This window comes from Nocardioides seonyuensis (assembly GCF_004683965.1).
Lineage (GTDB): Bacteria > Actinomycetota > Actinomycetes > Propionibacteriales > Nocardioidaceae > Nocardioides > Nocardioides seonyuensis.
The window spans coordinates 2,897,178-2,915,570 of the sequence record NZ_CP038436.1 but is presented as its reverse complement, the minus strand read 5'-3'; the positions used below and the strand labels follow the sequence as shown (position 1 = coordinate 2,915,570).

The 18,393-nt window shown below is 70.5% G+C and carries 15 protein-coding genes, 1 tRNA gene and 1 pseudogene; 5 read left to right on the top strand and 12 right to left on the bottom strand.

Features of this window, described 5'->3' with window-relative positions:
- Positions 1–39: 39 nt before the first annotated feature.
- Genes thrB through argS form a run of 5 tightly spaced genes read right to left on the bottom strand, consistent with a single transcriptional unit; the run spans position 40 to position 6,439 of the window.
- A complete protein-coding gene (gene thrB, locus EXE58_RS14170; RefSeq protein WP_135268482.1) occupies positions 40–939 on the bottom strand; it encodes a homoserine kinase in 900 nt (299 codons plus the stop codon).
- Between the two features lie 3 nt (positions 940–942).
- On the bottom strand, positions 943–2,025 hold the full coding sequence (gene thrC, locus EXE58_RS14165; protein ID WP_135268481.1) for a threonine synthase: 1,083 nt from the start codon (positions 2,023–2,025) through the stop codon (positions 943–945).
- Positions 2,022–3,338: a homoserine dehydrogenase gene (locus EXE58_RS14160; RefSeq protein WP_208544022.1), complete on the bottom strand. Its 1,317-nt coding sequence runs from the start codon at positions 3,336–3,338 to the stop codon at positions 2,022–2,024. The genes thrC and EXE58_RS14160 overlap by 4 nt, the downstream gene beginning before the upstream one ends.
- Positions 3,335–4,741 (bottom strand): diaminopimelate decarboxylase, encoded by a 1,407-nt coding sequence (lysA, locus tag EXE58_RS14155; RefSeq protein ID WP_135268480.1) that lies wholly within the window; start codon positions 4,739–4,741, stop codon positions 3,335–3,337. The genes EXE58_RS14160 and lysA overlap by 4 nt, the downstream gene beginning before the upstream one ends.
- A 3-nt stretch (positions 4,742–4,744) precedes the next feature.
- On the bottom strand, positions 4,745–6,439 hold the full coding sequence (argS, locus tag EXE58_RS14150; RefSeq protein ID WP_135268479.1) for an arginine--tRNA ligase: 1,695 nt from the start codon (positions 6,437–6,439) through the stop codon (positions 4,745–4,747).
- Between the two features lie 96 nt (positions 6,440–6,535).
- On the opposite strand from argS, the gene EXE58_RS14145 reads away from it, so the two are divergent.
- Positions 6,536–6,608, top strand: a tRNA-Arg gene (locus EXE58_RS14145).
- 22 nt (positions 6,609–6,630) lie between these two features.
- On the opposite strand, the gene EXE58_RS14140 is transcribed toward EXE58_RS14145, so the two are convergent.
- On the bottom strand, positions 6,631–7,539 hold the full coding sequence (locus EXE58_RS14140; protein WP_135268478.1) for an LCP family protein: 909 nt from the start codon (positions 7,537–7,539) through the stop codon (positions 6,631–6,633).
- Entirely contained in the window at positions 7,536–8,138 is a 603-nt protein-coding gene (locus tag EXE58_RS14135; RefSeq protein WP_135268477.1) for a hypothetical protein, read from the bottom strand. Before EXE58_RS14135 ends, EXE58_RS14140 begins: the two co-directional genes overlap by 4 nt.
- Before the next feature lie 171 nt (positions 8,139–8,309).
- Between EXE58_RS14135 and EXE58_RS14130 the strand changes: the two genes are divergently transcribed.
- Positions 8,310–12,098, top strand: coding sequence for a multifunctional oxoglutarate decarboxylase/oxoglutarate dehydrogenase thiamine pyrophosphate-binding subunit/dihydrolipoyllysine-residue succinyltransferase subunit (locus tag EXE58_RS14130; protein WP_167288902.1), 3,789 nt, complete (start codon positions 8,310–8,312; stop codon positions 12,096–12,098).
- A 9-nt stretch (positions 12,099–12,107) separates the two neighbouring features.
- The gene (locus tag EXE58_RS19545) at positions 12,108–12,284 is read left to right on the top strand and encodes a DUF6104 family protein (RefSeq protein ID WP_167288900.1); all 177 of its coding nucleotides are present in this window, start codon (positions 12,108–12,110) and stop codon (positions 12,282–12,284) included.
- Between the two features lie 15 nt (positions 12,285–12,299).
- Here EXE58_RS19545 and EXE58_RS14125 read toward each other — a convergent pair whose 3' ends face one another.
- Complete coding sequence (locus EXE58_RS14125) at positions 12,300–12,854, bottom strand: GNAT family N-acetyltransferase (protein WP_135268476.1); 555 nt, start codon at positions 12,852–12,854, stop codon at positions 12,300–12,302.
- 24 nt (positions 12,855–12,878) lie between these two features.
- Here EXE58_RS14125 and EXE58_RS14120 point away from each other — a divergent pair, with 24 nt between their 5' ends.
- Positions 12,879–13,358 carry a hypothetical protein gene (locus EXE58_RS14120; RefSeq protein WP_135268475.1) on the top strand — a complete coding sequence of 160 codons (480 nt, stop codon included), beginning with the start codon at positions 12,879–12,881 and terminating at the stop codon, positions 13,356–13,358.
- An 86-nt stretch (positions 13,359–13,444) separates the two neighbouring features.
- Positions 13,445–14,815 carry an HNH endonuclease signature motif containing protein gene (locus EXE58_RS14115; RefSeq protein ID WP_135268474.1) on the top strand — a complete coding sequence of 457 codons (1,371 nt, stop codon included), beginning with the start codon at positions 13,445–13,447 and terminating at the stop codon, positions 14,813–14,815.
- Positions 14,816–14,870: 55 nt separating this feature from the next.
- On the opposite strand, the gene EXE58_RS19755 is transcribed toward EXE58_RS14115, so the two are convergent.
- From EXE58_RS19755 to EXE58_RS14100, 4 genes and pseudogenes are all read right to left on the bottom strand, one after another.
- Positions 14,871–15,710, bottom strand: coding sequence for an alpha/beta fold hydrolase (locus EXE58_RS19755; protein ID WP_244242237.1), 840 nt, complete (start codon positions 15,708–15,710; stop codon positions 14,871–14,873).
- Between the two features lie 613 nt (positions 15,711–16,323).
- Positions 16,324–16,662, bottom strand: a pseudogene (locus tag EXE58_RS20545) (DUF308 domain-containing protein); the annotation flags it as partial.
- 55 nt (positions 16,663–16,717) lie between these two features.
- Positions 16,718–17,413 carry an SDR family oxidoreductase gene (locus EXE58_RS14105; RefSeq protein WP_135268473.1) on the bottom strand — a complete coding sequence of 232 codons (696 nt, stop codon included), beginning with the start codon at positions 17,411–17,413 and terminating at the stop codon, positions 16,718–16,720.
- Positions 17,410–18,378 carry a zinc-binding dehydrogenase gene (locus EXE58_RS14100; RefSeq protein WP_135268472.1) on the bottom strand — a complete coding sequence of 323 codons (969 nt, stop codon included), beginning with the start codon at positions 18,376–18,378 and terminating at the stop codon, positions 17,410–17,412. The genes EXE58_RS14105 and EXE58_RS14100 overlap by 4 nt, the downstream gene beginning before the upstream one ends.
- Positions 18,379–18,393: the final 15 nt, after the last annotated feature.

The window sequence follows — 18,393 nt, the reverse complement described above, 5'->3', positions numbered from 1 at the left end:
GCGAGAGCCGGGACGGGCGACACGTCGAGCGACGCGCCGTCAGGCTAGCAGGCGAGCGCCGGCGGCCTCGACCGCCAGGGCGTGTGCGACCCAGCCTCGAGGACATCGACGGGTGAGCCGGGAGGTGTCCGCCGCCGCGAAGGCGAGCACAGCCGGTCCTGCCCCCGACACCACCGCCGGGATGCCGTCGGCGCGCAAGGAGTCCACCAGCGCCAGGGTGTCGGGCATCGCGGACCGGCGTTGCTCCTGGTGCAGCCAGTCGCGGGTCGCGGTGAGGAGGTGCTCGGGCTGACCCGCGAGCGCGGCGACGAGCAGCGCCGTACGACCGGCCTGGGAGGCTGCGTCGCAGTGGGGCACGACGTCGGGCAGCAGGCTGCGGGCATGCTCGGTCGACACCGGGGTCGGCGGGACGAAGACGACCGGCGTGACGCGCGGGTCGACCCCCGAGGCCACGGCGTACCACCGCCCGTCCTCCCGGCCGGAGATGACGAAGCCGCCGTAGAAGGCGGGCGCCACGTTGTCGGGGTGTCCCTCGAGGTCGGCCGCAAGATCGAAGAGAGCCTCGTCGGAGAGCAGCAGCTGGCCGCCCGCCACCAGGGCGCGTGCGAGGGTCACCCCCGCCACGATCGCGGCCGAGGACGACCCGAGCCCCCGGCTGTGCGGGATGGCGTTGCGGCACTCCAGCCGCAACCCGGACGGCTCGGCCTGCATCAGGTCGAAGGCCGCGCGCATGGCCCGCACCACCAGGTGCGACTCGTCGAGGGGGACGCTGCCGGCGCCCTCGCCGCTCACGTCGATCTCCAGGCCGTCGGGCGTGACCTCGGCGAGCAGCTCGTCGTGCAGGGAGAGCGCGAGCCCCAACGAGTCGAACCCGGGGCCGAGGTTGGCAGCGGTTGCGGGGACGGAGACCCTCACGGGGCCTTCGACGAAGGTCGCCACGGGCTACAGGCCGGCGGCTCTGGCCGCGGCGTCCACGTCGGCGTCGACGACCGTGTCGACCACGTCGGTGAACGACTCCAGGGCCGTCGAGGTGTCCTTCAGGCCGTGGCCGGTGACGGTGATGGCGACCACCTGGCCGGAGAAGTCGGCGCCCGCCTCGAGGTGGGCGAGCAGCCCCGCCACGCCAGCAGCCGACGCGGGCTCCACGAACACCCCTTCGCGGCGGGCGAGCTCGACCTGAGCGGCCAGGATCTGCTCGTCTGAGAGCGCGGTGAACTCGCCCTCGGACTCCTTGGCCGCCTGCTCTGCGAGGTGCCAGGACGCGGGGTTGCCGATGCGGATCGCCGTCGCCTTGGTCTCGGGGTCCGGGAACGGCTCGCCGGTCACCAGCGGGGCGGCGCCCTCGGCCTGGAAGCCGTGCATCACAGGTCGCTTCGTGGTGCGCCCGAGCTGTTCGTACTGGGTGTAGCCGAGCCAGTAGGCGGAGATGTTGCCGGCGTTGCCGACGGGCAGCAGGTGGTGGTCGGGCGCGTCGCCCAGGAAGTCCGCGATCTCGAACGCCGCGGTCTTCTGGCCCTGGAGGCGCACCGGGTTGACGGAGTTGACCAGCGCGACGGGATAGTCACGTGCGAGGCCTCGCGCCATGTCGAGGCAGTGGTCGAAGTTGCCGCGGACCATGATGATCTGGGCGCCGTGGAGCACGGCCTGGGCCATCTTGCCGGCGGAGATCTTGCCCTCGGGGATCAGCACCAACGGCTTGAGCCCCGCCTTGGCGGCGTAGGCGGCCATCGACGCGGAGGTGTTGCCGGTGGAGGCGCACACGACGGCCTCGGCACCCTCGGCCTTCGCGACGGAGATGGCCGTCGTCATGCCGCGGTCCTTGAACGACCCTGTCGGGTTGTTGCCCTCGACCTTGAGCCACACCTGGCCGCCGGTGAGCGAGGAAAGCCAGTCAGCTCGCACGAGGGGGGTGCCGCCCTCGCGCAGGGTGACGGCCTCCATCCCCTCGGGCAGCAGGTCGATGAGGTCGCGGTACTCCTCGATGATCCCGCGCCACTGGCCGTTGGCGGCCTCGCCGTTCGTCACTCGTCTCCCCCTTCGACGCGCATCACGGAGGTGACCTCGCGGACGGTCTCCATGGTGCGCAGGCGCTCCACCGTCGCGCTCAGGGCCGCGTCGGTGGCAGCGTGCGAGACCACGACCAGCTGGGCGTCGTCGTCGCGGCCCTCCTGGCGCACCGTCTGGATGCTGACCCCGTGGTCGGCGAAGGCGGTCGCCACCGAGGCGAGGACACCGGCGACGTCGTCGACGTCGAGGGACACGTGGTAGCGGGTGCGGGTCTCCCCCATCGACATGACCGGGCGCTCGGCGTAGGCGGACTCGCCCGCCCCGCGTGTGTCGGCGAGCCGGTTGCGCGCCACCGTCACCAGGTCACCGAGGACCGCGCTCGCCGTGGGCGAGCCGCCCGCACCGGGGCCGTAGAACATCAGCTGGCCTGCGGCCTCGGACTCCACGAACACGGCGTTGTAGGCCCCTCGCACGCTTGCCAGCGGGTGGGACCTGGGGATCATCGCGGGATGCACGCGCACGGCGACCTGCTCGCCGCCGTCCGGTCCCGGGCGCAGCTCGGCGATGGCGAGCAGCTTGACGACCGCGTCCATCTCGCGGGCCGACGCGACGTCGGCGGCGGTGACGTCGGTGATCCCCTCGCGGTGGACATCGGCCGCGGTCACCCTCGAGTGGAAGGCGAGGCTGGCCAGGATGGCTGCCTTCGCCGCCGCGTCGAACCCCTCGACGTCAGCCGTCGGGTCGGCCTCGGCGAAACCGAGCTCCTGGGCCTCCTCGAGGGCGTCGGAGAACCCGGCCCCAGAGGTGTCCATCTTGTCGAGGATGAAGTTGGTCGTCCCGTTGACGATGCCGAGCACCCGGGTGACGCGATCGCCGGCGAGCGACTCGCGCAGCGGCCTGAGGATCGGGATGGCGGCGGCCACGGCGGCCTCGTAGTAGAAGTCGCGCTCGGCCTTCGCCGCCGCCTCGAACAGCGTGGCGCCGTCCTCGGCGATGAGCGCCTTGTTGGCGCTGACGACCGACTTGCCGTTCTCGAATGCGGAGAGGATCAGGGAGCGCGCCGGCTCGATCCCGCCGATCGTCTCGATGACGAGATCGACGTCCTCGCGGGCCACGAGCCCGGTGGCGTCGGTCGTGAGGAGCCCTGCCGGCACCTGGACCTCGCGCGCCGCGTCGAGGCGTCGTACGGCGACCCCGGCCAGCTCCAGGCGGGCACCGACCCGCGCCTCGAGGTCGTCGGCCTGCTCCGTCAGCAGTCGCACGACCTGCGAGCCGACCGAGCCGCAGCCGAGCACGGCCACCTTGAGCCGGGCCTTCTCGCCCTCCTTCACTGGACCACTCCCATGTCTGTCGTCAGCAGGTCGGCAACAGTCTCCCTGCGCACGAGCACTCGCGGCTCCCCGTCCCGAACCGCGATCACCGGCGGTCGCAGCGAGTGGTTGTAGTTGGAGGCCATCGAGCGGCAGTAGGCGCCGGTGCCGGGCACGGCCACGAGGTCACCGGGCTTGACGTCGGCGGGCAGGAACTCGTCCTTGACGACGATGTCGCCGGCCTCGCAATGCTTGCCGACGATGCGCGCCACCACCGGGGGGGCGTCGGAGGCCCGGGAGGCCAGGGTGCAGGAGTAGTCCGCGTCGTAGAGGGCGGTCCGGACGTTGTCGCTCATCCCTCCGTCGACGCTGACGTAGGTGCGCCGCAGGCCACCGTCGAGGATGACCTCCTTGACCGTGCCCACGGTGTAGACGGTGCACATGCTCGGGCCCACGATCGCCCGACCGGGCTCGATCGACAGCCGTGGCTCGTCGATACCGAGGGAGCGGCACTCCTGCTCGACGATCTTGCCCATCTCGGTGGCGAGCTGCGCGGGGTCGCTGGGGTCGTCCTGCGTCGTGTAGGCGATCCCGAAGCCTCCGCCGAGGTCCATCTCGGGCATCACGACACCGAGCTCGTCGCTGACCGCCTTGTGCAGCGCCAGGACCCTGCGGGCCGCGACCTCGAAGCCACTGGTGTCGAAGATCTGGCTGCCGATGTGGGAGTGCAGGCCGAGGAGCTCGATGCCCGGCGCGGCGGTGAGCCGTCGCACGGCCTCGAGCGCGTCACCGGAGGTGATGGAGAACCCGAATTTCTGGTCCTCGTGCGCGGTGGCGATGTACTCGTGCGTGTGTGCCTCGACGCCCGGTGTCACGCGGACCATCACCCGGGCGCGCATCCCCGGCTCGGCGGTCAACGACTCGAGGCGCTCGATCTCGTGGAAGGAGTCCACGATGATCCGTCCCACTCCCAGCGCGACCGCCCGGCGCAGGTCGACCATCGCCTTGTTGTTGCCGTGGTAGCCGATGCGCGAGGGCTCGACCCCGGCGTGCATCGCGACGGTGAGCTCTCCGTCGGAGCAGACGTCCAGGCAGAGCCCCTCCTCGGCGATCCAGCGCGCGACCTCCACGCAGAGGAACGCCTTGCCCGCGTAGTAGACGTCCCACCCGGCGAACGCGTCGCGGAAGGCACGCGCCCGCGTGCGGAAGTCGTCCTCGTCGAGGACCAGGGCAGGTGTGTTGTGGTTGGCGACGAGGTCTGCGACGGCCATGCCGCCGACGTGGAGGACTCCGTCGGTCTTGTGGGCCGTGGAGGACCACAGCTGCGGGACGAGCGCGTTGACGTCGTCGGGCGGGCGCAGCCACCCGGGACCCCGGAGGGCGCCGTCGGCGTGGGCCCAGCCGGACGGGTGTGAGGTGGGCACTCCTCACATCCTCTCGGGTGCGGTGACGCCGAGGAGGTCTAGGCCGTTGGCGAACACGGTGCGGGTGGCCGCCACGAGGACCAGCCGGGCCTCATTGACGGCCGCGACGGGCTCGTCGCCCTGCGGCAGCATCCGGCACTCCTTGGTGTCGTACCACTTGTTGAAGACCGCGGCGGTGTCCTCGAGGTAGCGCGCGATGCGGTGCGGCTCGCGCAGCTCGGCGGCGCTGACGACGACGCGGGGGTACTCCGCCAGGGCACGCAGGAGACGGCCCTCGAGCTCGTGGGCCAGCAGCGCCGGCTCGAACCGCTCCCCCGGCAGGCTCATCCCGAGCGCGGCGGCGTTCTCCATCATGCGGCAGGTCCGCGCGTGGGCGTACTGCACGTAGTAGACGGGGTTGTCGCTCGAGGCCTTGGTGATCTCGGCGACGTCGAGCGTCAGCGGGCTGTCGGCCGGGTAGCGCGCCAGCGAGTAGCGCAGCGCGTCGACACCGATCTCGTCCATGAGCTCGTTGAGCGTGACCATCGTGCCGGCACGCTTGGAGAGGCGCAGCTCCTCGCCGTCGCGCATGATCTTGACCAGCTGCCCGATCATGACGTCGAGCGTCTGCGCGGGGTCGTCACCGACGCAGGCCGCCATCGCCCGGAGGCGCCCGACGTAGCCGTGGTGGTCGGCGCCGAGAAGGTAGATGCAGTGGTCGAAGCCACGGGCCCGCTTGTTGAGGTAGTAGGCGGTGTCGGAGGCGAAGTAGGTGAGCTCGCCGTTGGAGCGGATCAGCACCCGGTCCTTGTCGTCACCGAAGTCGGTGGTGCGCATCCACAGGGCACCGTCGGCCTCGAAGAGGTGACCGTTGTCGGTGAGCCCCTTGAGGGTGTCGGCGACAGACCCCTCGAACCCCTCGGCGTGCAGGGCGCGCTCGGAGAACCACACGTCGAAGTGGGTGTTGAAGCCGTCGAGCTGGTCCTGCTGCTCCTTCAGCTGCAGCGCGTAGCCCGCCTCCCGGAAGGCACGCAGGCGCTCCCCCTCGGGGAGGTCGACGATGCCCGGGTCGGCTGACACGATCGCAGCGGCGAGGTCTGCGATGTAGCCGCCCTGGTAGCCGTCCTCGGGGATCGGCCGGCCCAGGGCTGACGCCTCGAGCGAGGCGCCGAAGAGGTCCATCTGGTTGCCGCGGTCGTTGATGTAGAACTCGCGCGTCACCTCGGCGCCCGCCGCCGCCAGCACCCGGCCGATGGCGTCGCCGAGCACCGCCCAGCGCGTGTGTCCCAGGTGCAGCGGGCCGGTGGGATTGGCGGAGATGAACTCGATGTTGATGCGCTGCCCGGCGAGCGCGTCCAGGTGGCCGTACGACGCCCCTGCCGCGACGACGTCGGCCGCCACCTCGCCCTGGGCGCCGGCCTCGACCGTGATGTTGAGGAACCCCGGACCCGCGACCTCGACCCGGGCGACGCCCGGGGTGTCGGCCAGCCTCGTGCTGAGCAGCTCGGCGAGTGCGCGCGGGTTGGTGCCCTGGCCCGAGACCTGCACGCGCTTGGCCAGCTGCAGGGCGACGTTGGTGGCGTAGTCGCCGTGCCCCTCCTGCCGGGGTCGCTCGACCGTGACGGAGGCCGGGATGCCGTCGGGCAGGGTCATCGCGCCGTCGGCCACGAGGGCCTCGAGCACGCCGACGATGGTCGAGGAGAGCTGGTCGGGAGTCACCGCCTCACCCTATCGGCGGCCACCGGTTTCCCTCGCGTCGATATCACCGGATAGTCTGCGCCCGAGTCGTGTGGCCCTGGGCCGTCACGACTCCATGCCTCCGTAGCTCAGGGGATAGAGCACCGGTTTCCGGTACCGGGTGCCGCAGGTTCGAATCCTGCCGGAGGCGCACATCCCACCGTGACGACCACCTAGTGGCAGCCCTTGAGGGTGGCGTCGTCCCGCGCCTCGCGGCCGAGTGTCCGGGCCTGCCGCACGTCGGGGAAGACCACGCTGGCCGCGCCCACGAAGCCGACCCGGCCCCGGATCACGCACGTGGTGATCTTGTGGGGCTCGACCTGCGCGCCCGCCTGGGCGATCTCGTAGAGCTCGGCGGGGTTGGCGTTGGTGCTCATGTGCTCGAGCACCGTCATCACGCCGCGCTCGATGAATCCCGGCCGGCGGGCCATGGAACGGACCCGGGCATGGATGCCTCGCAGGGTGCGCTGCTGGTTGGCCGAGCGGTCGAAGTCGCCGCCGCTGAGCCCCTTGCGGATCCGCGAGAAGGCCATGGCGTCGTAGCCGCCCAGGTGGATGCGTCCCTGCCTGAACCCTTCCTTCTTGAGGTAGGGGTCGGCGAACCTGCGGGGGTTGGTGACCGTGATCCCGCCGATGTCGTCGACCATGTCCTCGAAGAAGGGGAACCGCGTCACCATGACGTAGTCGGCGGATATCCCGGTGAGGTTGCGCATGGCGCCGGCCATGCCGCGCGGGCCGTCGAAGTAGAGCGCCGAGTTGATCTTCTCCCGACCGTGGCCGGGGATCGCGACCCACGAGTCGCGGGGCACTCCGATCGCTGTGGCCGCACCCGTCGCGGTGTTGATGCCGACCAGCTGAAGAGCGTCGCCGCGGGCACGCAGCATGTCCTGTCCCGGCCTGGCGTCGGAGCCGACGGCGAGGATCCAGATGACGTCGTTGCCGACCGAGACGCCCGCGGCGTGCTTCATCCTGACCAGGCTGACCCCGGTCGGGGCCACTGACGCGTCGGGTACGACGACCGCAGTCACCGCGAGCACCACGCCGAGAAGTGCTGTCCGTGCCAGGACGCGGACCCTGCTCATGCCCGGCTCCCCTTCGCGACGTCGTAGCCGAAGACCTTCCACGTGCCGCTGCGACGCGTGAGGAACAGTCGTCCTCGCACCGTCACCAGCCGCTCCTTGGCGCCTGTGGTGCGGAAGCGCAGGACGAAGCGCGCCGTCACCGAGCGGGCCGTCCCCCTCGTGGCCAGCACGTCGAGGACCAGGTGCCGGCGCTTGGCGGTGACGGAGTCGATCCGGCCGCCGATGTCGAGGTTGGTCATCAGGCGCTTGTCGCGGCGCGCCTTGGCCTCCGCACCCGCGGTGAAGCGGGGGAACGCACGGGGGAACGACGTCCGTGGGTAGTCCCCCGCCAGGTAGGCGGAGTCCCACCACGCGTCGACGGCGGCGGCCACCTTGCGTCGTACGGCACCACGGCGTGCCTTCGGCAGCCGGCCGTAGACACGGGCCACCTTGCTGCTGGTGGTCACCGGGTTGGCCGTCAGGGACACCGTCTCGGTGCTCGCCGGACGTGTGGCCGCGGGCGCCTCGGAGGAGTCGCGGCACCCGACGAGACCGGTGAGGGCCAGGAGGATCGCGAGCGACAGCAGGAGGAGGTGACGGCCCGGTTCGGGGGCGGACATGGCGGCTCCAACGGGGCGAGACTTTCGGGCGGCGCAGGGGTTGCTGGTGTGGTGCTGGCGACACCATGCCTCAAACACCGGCCCACCATCTGCATTTGCGCGCGAGTGCGACTAGCCTTGTGACCGACTACCCGCCCGCACGCGAATCTCTCTGGAAGAGGCGAAGCAAGAGTGCCGCAGCCCCCCGCCGGTCAGTCCGGCAACCAGTCCTCCGTTGCCCCCTCCTCCGACATGGGGGCCAACGAATGGCTCGTCGAGGAGATGCGGGAGGCCTACGACAAGGATCCCGGCAGCGTGGGGCCCGAGTGGGCCGCCTACTTCGGTGGCAGCTCGCCCTCGAGCAACGGCGGCCAGACCACGCCCGCGGAGTCCAAGCCACAGCCGAAGGCCGAGTCGAAGCCGGAGTCCAAGACGGAGTCCAAGGCCGAGCCGAAGGCCGACCCGGAGCCGGAGTCCAAGACGGAGTCCAAGCCGGCCCCCAAGGCCACTCCGCGTCCGGCCGCGGCCGCGCAGGAGCCCGCGAAGGGCACCACCTCCCCCGTGGCCAAGGAGTCGAAGCCGAAGGCGCCCGCCGCGGCCAGTGACGAACCCACCTTCACCACGCTGCGTGGCATCGCCGCTGCGACGGCCAAGAACATGGACGTCTCCCTCACCGTCCCCACCGCGACCTCCGTGCGCAACATGCCGGTCAAGCTGCTGTGGGACAACCGGACCGTCATCAACAACCACCTCAAGCGGGCGCGCGGCGGCAAGGTGAGCTTCACGCACCTGATCGGCTACGCGCTCGTCAAGGCCATCAAGTCGATGCCGGAGATGAACAACTCCTTCACCGAGGTCGACGGCAAGCCGACCATGGTGACGCCGGCCCACATCAACCTCGGCCTGGCCATCGACCAGCAGAAGCCCGACGGCACCCGCCAGCTCGTCGCCCCCTCGATCAAGGGTTGCGAGACGATGGACTTCGCGGGCTTCTGGACTGCCTACGAGGAGATGATCCGCAAGGCCCGCGACAACAAGCTGACCATGGACGACTACTCGGGCACGACCATCAGCCTGACCAACGTCGGCGGGCTCGGCACCAACAACTCCGTGCCGCGGCTCATGGCCGGCCAGGCCGCCATCATCGGCGTGGGCTCCATGGACTACCCGCCCGAGTTCCAGGGCGCCTCCGAGGAGACCCTCACCCGCAACGCGGTCAGCCGGATCATGACGCTGACCTCGACCTACGACCACCGGGTGATCCAGGGCGCCCAGTCGGGTGAGTTCCTCCGCCGGGTCCACCAGCTGCTCCTCGGTGAGGAGGGGTTCTACGACGAGATCTTCCGCTCGCTGCGCATCCCCTACGAGCCGATCCGCTGGGGCCGCGACATCGTGGCCTCCCACGACGACGACATCGTCAAGCAGGCACGCATCCTGGAGCTGATCCACGCCTACCGCGTGCGCGGGCACCTGATGGCCGACACCGACCCGCTGGAGTACCGCCAGCGCAGCCACCCCGACCTCGAGATCGAGAAGCACGGCCTCACGCTGTGGGACCTCGACCGCGAGTTCGCCACCGGCCGGTTCGGCGGTGAGGGCCGGCCCTTCATGAAGCTGCGCAACATCCTTGGCATCCTGCGCGACTCCTACTGCCGCACCACCGGCATCGAGTACATGCACATCATGGATCCCGAGCAGCGCCGCTGGATCCAGGAGCGCGTGGAGCAGCCGCACGTGAAGCCGCCCCGCGAGGAGCAGCTGCGCATCCTGCTCAAGCTCAACCAGGCGGAGGCGTTCGAGACCTTCCTGCAGACCAAGTTCGTCGGTCAGAAGCGCTTCTCGCTCGAGGGTGGGGAGACGACCGTCCCGCTCATCGACGAGATCTGTGAGGCGGCGGCCGAGACCGGCCTCGACGAGGTCACGATCGGCATGGCCCACCGCGGCCGCCTGAACGTCCTCGCCAACATCGTCGGCAAGAAGTACAGCCAGATCTTCCGCGAGTTCGAGGGCAACATCGACCCCCGCACCGTCCAGGGATCCGGTGACGTCAAGTACCACCTCGGCGCCGAGGGTGAGTTCATCGCCGGCTCGGGCGACCGCATCAAGGTCTCGGTCGCGGCCAACCCCTCCCACCTCGAGGCCGTCAACCCCGTGCTCGAGGGGATCGCCCGCGCCAAGCAGGACATCCTCAACCGGGGCGCCGACTACCCCCTGCTGCCGCTTCTCATCCACGGCGACGCGGCATTCGCAGGTCAGGGAGTCGTCGCCGAGACGCTGAACCTCTCCCAGCTGCGCGGCTACCGCACCGGCGGGACGATCCACCTGGTCATCAACAACCAGGTCGGCTTCACGACCTCGCCCGGCGCGTCGCGCTCCTCGCTGTACGCCACCGACGTGGCGCGGATGGTGCAGGCACCGATCTTCCACGTCAACGGTGACGACCCCGAGGCGTGCATCCGGGTGGCACGCCTTGCCTTCGACTACCGCCAGACCTTCAACAAGGACGTCGTGATCGACCTGGTCTGCTACCGGCGTCGGGGCCACAACGAGGGCGACGACCCGTCGTACACCCAGCCGCTGATGTACGACCTGATCGAGCAGAAGCGCTCGGTGCGCAAGCTCTACACCGAGTCCCTGATCGGTCGTGGCGACATCACCATCGAGGAGGCCGAGCAGGTCCTCCGCGACTACCAGCAGCAGCTCGAGCGCGTCTTCACCGAGGTGCGCGAGGCCAGCAGCGAGGCTCCCATCGAGTGGACCACGGTCCCCGACTACCCCGACAAGCCGGCCGGCGAGTTCAGCACGGCGGTCACCCCCGAGGTGCTCAAGCGCATCTCCGACGCCTACGTTACCCCGCCGGAGGGCTTCACCGTCCACCCGAAGGTGATGCCTCAGCTCCAGCGCCGCTCCGCGGCCATCACCGAGGGCCCGATCGACTGGGGCACCGGCGAGATCCTGGCCTTCGGCTCCCTGCTGATGGAGGGACGTCCGGTCCGCCTCGCCGGTCAGGACTCCCGCCGCGGCACCTTCGTGCAGCGGTTCGCGACCATCATCGACCGCACCAACGCCGATGAGTGGACCCCGCTCACCAACCTCACCGAGGACCAGGCGAAGTTCTACGTCTACGACTCACTGCTCTCCGAGTACGCCGCACTCGGCTTCGAGTACGGCTACTCCGTGGCTCGCCCCGAGGCGCTCGTGCTCTGGGAGGCCCAGTTCGGCGACTTCGTCAACGGGGCCCAGACGATCATCGACGAGTTCATCTCGGCCGGGCAGACCAAGTGGCGCCAGCAGTCCGGCGTGGTGCTCCTCCTCCCCCACGGCTACGAGGGCCAGGGTCCGGACCACTCCTCCGCCCGCATCGAGCGCTTCCTCACCATGTGCGCCGAGGACGCGATGGTCGTGGCGCAGCCCTCGACGCCTGCGTCGTACTTCCACGCGCTGCGGCGCCACTCCCTCGGGGAGGAGCACCGCCCGCTGATCGTCTTCACCCCGAAGTCGATGCTCAAGCGCAAGGAGGCAGCCTCCAAGCCGGAGGACTTCACCGGTGACACCACGTTCCGGCCGTTCATCGGCGACGACGCAGCCGACCCGAGCAAGGTCGAGACGCTGCTCATGTGCTCCGGGCGCGTGACCTGGGACCTCATGGTCGAGCGCGGCAAGCGCGAGGACGGCGAGAAGTTCGCGATCGGCCGCGTCGAGCGGCTCTACCCCAGCCCGATCGACGAGATCCGCGCCGAGCTCGACAGGTATCCCAACCTGAAGGCCGTGCGCTGGGTGCAGGACGAGCCGCGCAACATGGGGCCCTGGCCGCACTACCAGCTCAACGTGTGGCCCCAGCTCGACATCACCGTCGAGCCGGTCACCCGTCCCGCGTCGGCCTCTCCGTCGGTCGGCACGATCAAGCGCCACGTCGAGGAGCAGAAGGCCCTGCTCGACCAGGCCTTCGGCGCCCTCGACACCCGCGGCACCGACTACTGAGGTTCGCCGATGTACTTCACTGATCGCGGGATCGAGGAGCTCGAGAAGCGCCGGGGTGACGAGGAGGTCACCCTGGCGTGGGTCGCCGACCAGCTCCAGGCGTTCGTCGACTCGCACCCCGAGTTCGAGACTCCCGTCGAGCGCCTCGCCACCTGGCTGGCCCGGCTCGACGACCCGGAGGACTGAGCCGAGCGCTGGCGGTCACGTCCCGTCCAGGTCCGCGTACACCTTGCCGAAGATGGCCAGGTCGACTCGCCCGGAATGGACGATCCCGGCAGAGCGAGCGATCCCTTCGCGAACGAACCCGGCCGAGCTTGCGGCCGCCTGTGATGCCGTGTTGCCGGTCGCACAACGGATCACGACTCGCGCCATGCCCTGGTCGGACAGAGCCCAGTCGCCCAGCACTCTCGACGCCTTGCCTGCAAGACCCCGTCCGCGCGCCCAGGGGGCGACCCAGTAGCCGATCTCCGTCTCCCGCGTCTTCCAGTCGGTCTTCTTCAGGTCGATGACGCCGCACAACCTCCCAGCGACCTCGATCCGTCGTACGAGGCCAGCACCGCTCGTGTGCATCCCTGGCGCAACCTCCTCGATGAATGACCGCGCCGCGTCGCAGGTGTAGGGGTTCGGGAGCGGTAGCCAACGCTGCGTGACCTCGTCGCGACATGCGGAGGTGACGTCTTCCACGTCACCGAGGTCCAGGGTGCTGAGACGAAAGCCGTCACCCGCCAGCACTTCATCATCGAACTGATTGCCCATGGCATGAGGCTAGGGTCTGCCAGCATGGGGGATCAGCAGGACACATGGCGGTGGCGGCCGGAGCCCGCGTGGCTCGGATTGTCGTTCCTGGGGCTGATCGCCGGCGCTCTGATCGGTGCCGCCTACGTCGTCGCGATGGTCCTAGCGAACTTCAACGTGGCCGGCACTCTCAACGGTGACGCCGGCGGAACCCTCATGGGCCTGCTCGGCCTTGCGGTCCTAGGGGCGGTGTACGGCGCCGCGGCGGGGCTGACCGGCGGGGCGGCCGTCGGTCTCGTGCTCACGTTCCTCGTGGGCCGTGGCATGTCAGGACGAGCGGCACCAGTTCTGACCTTCTTCGGGGCCGCCCTCACGGTCGCCCTCCTGCTGTGGTCGGTCGTTCCTCGAGTGTTCGACACGACCCCGTCCGACAGTGTCCTTGTGATGCCCGTGAGCGCCGCTGCCGTGGGATTGGTCGCCCTGTGGTTCCGCCACCAGCTGTCCCCCGCGGCTCCCGGAGCTTGAGGAAGGACGGAGTCCTGTCTCGAAACCCCTGTGGAATGGGAGTTCTTGGGCCTTCGACTGTCGGTGGTGACTGGTTGAGTATGCCCATGACCAGCACCCAGCCGGACTCCGATCTCGAGGTCGCCGACCTCGCGGACGCGAGCGTGTCGGGTCTGCTGGAGCAGGCCGCGGAGTGCGAGGCCGTGCTGCGCGAGGCCGCGGTTCACCAGCTGCGCATCGCCTACGAATGGGCGATCTCCCACCCGGTGACTGATGCGGCCGAAACCGCCGCTGGTCCGGTGCTGCCTTCGGTCCTGGAAGCCCCGGAGACGCTCGGCGGGGCGGGCACGCCAGCGGTGGCGGCGTTCACCGCCGAGCCGCTCGCCGTCGCCTGCGGCATCGCACCCACTGCTGCTTCAGGCCTGCTCGCGGACGCGCTGGACCTCCACCACCGGCTCCCGGTGCTGTGGCACCAGACCCAGGCCGGCTTCGTGCCTGCGTGGAAGGCCCGCCGGGTCGCGGTCCGCACCCGAGACCTGTCCCTGGACGCCGCCCTGTGGGTGGACCGGCAGACCGCCGGCAGGGTCGGTTCCCTCGGGCATGCTGCCCTGGACCGGTTGATCGCCGAGGCTTCCGCCCGCGTCGACGGCGAGGACCTGGCCGAGAAGGAGAAGCGCCAGCGCAGCGAGTGGGACGTGAAGCTCAAGCACCGCGACCCGAGTCAGGGCGGCGCCACCTCAGAGATCCACGCGATCGGCGACACCCTCGACCTGACCCGGTTCCACGACATCGTCTGCGCCGAAGCAGAAGCACTCGGTGCCCTGGGTGACGACGACACCTTCGAGGTCCGCAAGGCCAAGGCCCTCGGTGTCATCGCCGACGCCCAAGCCCGGCTCGACCTCACCAGCCTCCTCGACGACACCAGCGACGACGAACGAGCCGCAGTCCGCCGTCGACTCATCGAGCGACGTGATGCGAAGGTCCGGCTTTACCTCCACGCCTCCCTCGCCGACGTCGTCGCCGGCACGTCCGGTGCGGTCGGCACCGTCGAAGGGCTCGGCCCGGTCACCCTGGCCCAGATCAAGGACTGGGCCGGCCGCTCCCGCCTCACCATCCAGCCCGTGCTCCACGTCGCCGCCGAGGACACCTGGTCCGTCGACCGGCACGACCCGCCACCGCGGATGGCCGAGCAAGCCGTTCTCCGAGACTCGACCTGCGTGTTCCCGTGGTGCTCCCACCCGGCGCGGCACGCCGACCTCGACCACATCGAGCCCTATGCGGATCCGGACGAGAGTGGACCACCGGGCCAGACGAGACCTGACAATCTCGCGCCGCTGTGTCGAAGACACCACCGAGCCAAGACAGCAGGCGGCTGGAGCTACCAGCGCACCGCACCCGGCACCTACCTCTGGACCGGCCCCGCCGGACTCACCGCCCTCGTCACCCCGACCGGCACCATCACCCTGCCCACGAGCTGAGCGCCGGACACGCGTCGCATCACCACGCGCGCGAGATGCGCGCGGGCTCCTCGCTCTACGGCGAGCAGCTCCGAGCCGTTCTGTTGGCGACCTCGACAGCCTCGTCGCCGAAGCGTGTGCCCGTCCAGGCCAGCAGGTCGGGCACGAGGGCGGAGCCGGACTCGACGATGTCGAGGTGGTTCCGCCCCGAGTAGACCCGATAGTCCACGCTCTCGCCGGCACCGCAGAGCCCGTCGACGTAGTCCTGTTGCACGTGGGGCAGCACCAGCGAGTCCGCCTCACCCTGGGCGACGAGCACGGGCGCGGTGAACGGACCGGTGGGGACGTTCTCGCGGAGCCGAGCGCCCAACGGTCCTTCAGCGGGCGGAACGGCGTAAACGGACCTGTCGCGAGCGACGGAGAGGACCGATGCCAACGAGGCCAGGATGCTGGGCTCGGCAAGGCAACGGTCGGCTATCTCGCGCACGAGTGTTCTTGCCGGCGGGATGACTTGCTCCTCGAGCGTGATGTCGGGGTAGTGGCTGGCGTAGGCGGCGAGCACGTAGGAGGAGAACAGCTCACCCAGCGTGGCATCCGGCAGGTTGGCTGCAAGCGCCGGCACATCGGCCGCCGGAGACACGGCGGCGATGCCGACCACCTCCAGCTCAGGCGCGTAGGTGCTTGCGAGCTGGCCGGCCCACAGGGCCGCGTGCCCGCCTTGGGAGTGTCCCCAGACGACCGTCTCGGGTGCGAGGCGCAGCCCCTCCAGCTGACGAGCCGCGCGCAGCGAGTCGAGGACGGAGTGTCCCTCGCCGGCCCCGATCAGGTAGGGGTGTGGGCCGGGTGTGCCCAAGCCGGTGTAGTCGGTGGCGACCACCGCCCAGCCCTCCTCGACGACGTCGTCGAGTCCCGGCATCGCGCCCGCGACGAAGGGGGTGCTGCAGCAGGCTGGGCGCGCACGGGGCGGCGAACCCCGTGGTGCCGTGCGCCCAACCCACCACCGGCAGCTCGCCCCGGCCTGCAGTCCGCGGCGCCAGCACGATCGCGCTCGACGTCGCGGGTGACCCGTGAGCGTCGGTCGTCGTGTGGAGGATGCGCCACCCGACCGCACCCGCGGGCACGTCCCGGGTGAAGGGTTCGCTGCGCAGCAGGACACCGGGCTCTGCGGGCAGCTCCTCAGGGGTGGCATAGAAGTCGTCGACCACAGGTGTCCCGCTCCGCGCAACGGCCCCGAGGCCGACCGCCGCGACCGCCAGGAGCAGCGCCAGCACGGAACCGAACACCCTGGCCCACGGGGCGGTGCGCCACCTCGAAGGGCGTGAGCCGTCGGGCGCACGGCCGAGGACGAGGAGGATCGGCTCCCTGAGCCGGCCGAGGCCGAGCACGACGAGTCTCACCGCGAACACGACGGCGAGCGCGAGCAGTGCCAGGTCCGGCCAGCTCACGGCGAGGACGCCCAGGAGCACCTCGGCGGCCCCCAGGGACAGGCCCGAGACTCGGTCCGCGCCGGCCGAGCGTCCCGACTCCCAGGTCCGCGCGACCCCGTCGACCACCAGCACGGCACCGAGCACGAGCGCCATCAGGTCGAAGCTGTTCCGCAGCCAGGTCAGGACGAGGACACCGACCACGATCCAGGTAGCAGCCCGCACGACGTCCCACCACCGGCGTGCTTGCCGATCCCCCACCAGCTCGGCTGCGCCCACGAGCAGGAGCGTGACGCCCAGGTACGGCCCGAGCACGCTCAACGACGTGAGGGGGCGTGTCGCCAGCGCCACCCCGACGATGACGGCGACCACGCCGACTCCCACCGACGCCCACCACGGCAACCGGTCGAGTCGGTCGAGCACGTTCCGATGCGCAACCGCCATCGCGGGATCCCTGTCTGCAGGACGGCACGCGCGGCCGCCACCTCACCCAAGATAGTCAGCGCGGGCGTACGACGACCTCTGGCACCGTGGCGTCCTCGGGCAGGTCGAGCACGTGCAGGACCATGTCGGCGACGGTGGCGGGCTGGATCCACCGCGTGGGGTCGTAGTCGACGCCCTCCTGCTCGTGGACCTGCTCCTGCATGGGCGTGGCGGTTCGGCTGGGGAAGACCGAGGTGACCCGCACACCGGCCCCCTTCTCCTCCTCGCGCAGCACGTCGGCCATCGCCCGCAGACCGAACTTCGAGGCCGCGTAGGCGCCCCACTTCGCGCTGGCCGACAGGCCCGACGTGGAGTTCACGAACACGACCGTGCCGCGGGCGGCACGCAGGTGGGGCAGCAGCTCGCGGGTCAGCAGCGCCGGAGCGACGAGGTTGACGGCGAGCTGGTGCTCCATCTCCTGGAGGCGGAGTCGCGCGACCTCCGCGAGCTCGACCACCCCGGCGACATGGACCAGGGAGTCGACCGGGCCGTCGATCTCGCGCCCCAGTCCGTTGAGCATGCCGGGGTCGGCGAGGTCGGCCACCAGCACCTGCGCGTCGGCGAAGCGACTGCCGAGCTCTTCGGCGCGAGCCGCCGACCGCGCCAGGAGGACGAGGCTGTCACCTCGCTCGGCCAGACGCGTCGCGAGCACCTCGCCGATGCCCGACCCGGCGCCGGTGACGACGTGGGTCCGAGGGTGCTGCCCGCTCATCGGCTGAAGACGATCTTCCCGAACACGTCGCCCTCGGCCATGGCTGCGAAGCCGTCGCGAGCCTGGTCCATCGGGATGGTGCGATCGATCAGCGGCCGGGTGCCGGTGGCGTCCATGAACCTCACCAGCGCCTCGAGCTCGTCGCGGGTGCCCATGGTGGAGCCGATCACCGAGAGCTGGAGGAAGAAGATGCGGGTCAGCTCGGCGTCGTCGAGCGCCGGCCCCGACGTCGTACCGCTGATGACGATGCGCCCGCCGGGGCGCAACGAGCGGACGGAGTGGCTCCACGTGGCCCGCCCGACCGTCTCCATGACGGCGTCGACCTTGACCGGGAGACGGGCGCCGGACTCGAACACCTCGTGGGCGCCGAGCTCGAGGGCTCGAGCACGCTTGGCCTCGTCGCGGCTGGTGGCCAGCACCCGCAGTCCCGCAGCCCGCGCCAGCGTGATCAGGGCGGTGGCCACCCCGCCGCCAGCCCCCTGGACGAGCACCGTCTCGCCCGGCCTCAGGTCGCCCTGGACGAAGAGCATGCGGTAGGCCGTCAGCCAGGCCGTCGGCAGACAGGCCGCCTCCTCGAAGGACATCGAGGCCGGCTTGGGCACGAGGTTGCGGCGGGGTACGACGACCTGGTCGGCGAAGGTGCCCTGGTGACGCTCGGAGAGGAGCGACCGCCTCGGGTCGAGGGTCTCGTCGCCGGTCCAGTCGGCGTCGCTGACGACGGCGTGGACGACGACCTCGTTGCCGTCCTCGTCGATGCCTGCGGCGTCACAGCCGAGGATCATGGGGAGCGCCTGCTCCTTGAGCCCGACCCCGCGAAGCGACCACAGGTCGTGGTGGTTGAGGCTGGCGGCCCTCACCGTCACCGTGGCCCACCCCTCGGGAGCCACGGGATCGGGGCGCTCGCCCACCACCAGGCCGTCCAGCGGGTTGTCAGCCGAGAAGGACTCTGCGTAGACAGCGAACATGTCCAGCAGCCTAGT